The organism is Enterococcus sp. 3H8_DIV0648, assembly GCF_002140655.1.
GTDB lineage: Bacteria > Bacillota > Bacilli > Lactobacillales > Enterococcaceae > Enterococcus_A > Enterococcus_A hulanensis.
The window spans coordinates 2,572,130-2,574,224 of record NZ_NGLG01000001.1 but is presented as its reverse complement, the minus strand read 5'-3'; the positions used below and the strand labels follow the sequence as shown (position 1 = coordinate 2,574,224).

The 2,095-nt window shown below is 35.1% G+C and carries 2 protein-coding genes; both read left to right on the top strand.

Translation table 11 applies throughout. The features are described 5' to 3' along the window. Positions 1 to 201 precede the first annotated feature (201 nt). Positions 202 to 1,365: an ImmA/IrrE family metallo-endopeptidase gene (locus A5875_RS11850; protein WP_088933783.1), complete on the top strand. Its 1,164-nt coding sequence runs from the start codon at positions 202 to 204 to the stop codon at positions 1,363 to 1,365. Further along, the gene (locus tag A5875_RS11845) at positions 1,365 to 1,892 is read left to right on the top strand and encodes a DUF4411 family protein (RefSeq protein ID WP_088933782.1); all 528 of its coding nucleotides are present in this window, start codon (positions 1,365 to 1,367) and stop codon (positions 1,890 to 1,892) included. Before A5875_RS11850 ends, A5875_RS11845 begins: the two co-directional genes overlap by 1 nt. Positions 1,893 to 2,095 lie beyond the last annotated feature (203 nt).

Below are 2,095 nucleotides of genomic sequence, written 5' to 3'. Positions count from 1 at the left end.
GAATTGGTAGTATAATGAAGAACATACCAATTTTAGAGAGCTAACTGGAAGCGTTGAATCAGGCAATGGTTGAACAAAATATTTTTACTACAGTAATTTTGATTGGCGGCTTTGCTGGTCGTTTCTATAGACAAACTTTGGATATTGATTTTTACTGAGATCAATTGTGGTAGAATTTAGGTAACAATGGAGGTGAAAATAATGGCAAAAGGAATCACGATAAATCCAACGATTATTCAATGGGCGATCCAATCTTCTGGTAAGAGTGTGCTTCAAATTTCTCGGAAGTTTTCTAAGATCGATGAATGGGCCTCTAACGAAAGTGAATTAACTGTCAATGAATTGAATAAACTAAGTAAAGAATTACGAATCCCTTTTGGCTATTTTTTTCTAGAAAAACCACCAGTTGAAGATGTAGAGTTACTAAAATATCGGACGATCGATAATGAGGAACATGAAACGCCTAGCAGGGATTTAATTGATACTATTAAATCTATGGAGACAAAGCAAAGCTTTATGAGAGAAGCTTTGTTGGAAGATGGCTTTTCTCCTCTTAAATTTATAGGAAGCGCAACGATTAAGGATGATCCGAAGAGACTAGCTGAAAAAATTATTGCAGAATTAGATTTAGTGAGTAGTTGGAATAGGAAGAAAAATAATACGTTTAATATTCTTAGAAAAGCTATCAGCAAGCTAGGAATTCTTGTTATGCAAAATGGTGTTGTAGGTAGTAATAATAATCGACCTTTGGATATTTCTGAGTTTAGAGCTTTCGTACTTATCGATGAGTATGTGCCGCTAATATTTTTAAATGCAAGAGACGGTTTGAATGCGAGGATTTTTTCCTTGTGTCATGAATTGGTTCATATATGGCTGGGAACTAGCGAATTATACAATGTTTCTACTTATGACAATCAAGCTTTCTTAAATGAAAACCTCGAAAAATTTTGTAATGAAGTAGCAGCAGAGATGCTGTTGCCAACAGAGACACTTAGAAAAATATATAAAAAGGATATAGATGCATATTCTAATGTGAAAAATATTTCCAATCAATTCAGTGTAAGCGACTTAGTAATTTGTATTAGGATTAAGCAAAAGAAATTAGTTAGTCAGAAAACGTTCGATGAGACGTACACTATTTTATTAGAAGAAATGCATGAAAACCTATTATCTAAGGAACAAAACGAAAAAAAATCTGGTGGAAATTACTATCACACGCAAGGATCGAGATTGGATTCGAATTTTGTTCATTCTGTAAATAGAAAAGCAAAGGAAGGCAAGATCTTATATACAGAAGCTTACGATCTATTAGGAGCAAGAGGTACAACATATGATAAGTTGGTAAAACATATGGAGGGTGGATAATGAAAAAATACTTGATCGATAGTAATAGTTTAATATCCCCTTACAGAACGTTTTATCAATTTGATTTGGTTCCGTCTTTCTGGAAATGGTTTAAACAGACCTATGATCAATCCATTTATTTAGTTGATAAAGTTAGGGACGAATTGTGTCATTCAAAAAAGGACAAAGACAATCTACAAATTTGGGTTGAAGACAACTGCTTGAGTAAAGGAAAAGTATTATTTCCTAATAGCGACAACGCGGTGCTCCATGAATATGCGACTGTACTAAACCATATAAACAGTTCGCCGTTCTATAGACAAAAAAGTTATGATGAATGGGCTGCGTTTGAAAAGGCTGATCCATGGCTGATCGCTGTAGCCAAAGCTCATAACTATACGATTGTGACGATGGAAGAGCGCGACTTCAATTTGAATGCTAAAAATCCAACCAGTAAAGAACCAAGAATACCAGATGTCTGCGCAGCTATAGGAGTGGAATGCATTAATCTGTATGATTTAATGCGGGAAGTCCAATGTGTGATCTAATAAGAAAAGAATCTGATCAGATAAAGATAGGTTCCAAGCTCAAGTATTCGAGCTTGGAACCTATCTTTTTGTTCTGCGTCAAAGAACCAACGAAAAAAAGCAAGTCTCCAGTGGTAGGAGAAAGAAAATCAGTTTCCGATTCTGTTGCAACCACGTTGACCGTTAAGAGGTTTTCCGCGACCGCTCAAATATTATAATCGACC

What these genes read in the sequence shown, in the direction of transcription:
- A5875_RS11850 (WP_088933783.1), top strand. Translation starts at nt 202, where the DNA reads ATGGCAAAAGGAATCACGATAAATCCAACGATTATTCAATGGGCGATC.
- A5875_RS11845 (WP_088933782.1), top strand. Translation starts at nt 1,365, where the DNA reads ATGAAAAAATACTTGATCGATAGTAATAGTTTAATATCCCCTTACAGA.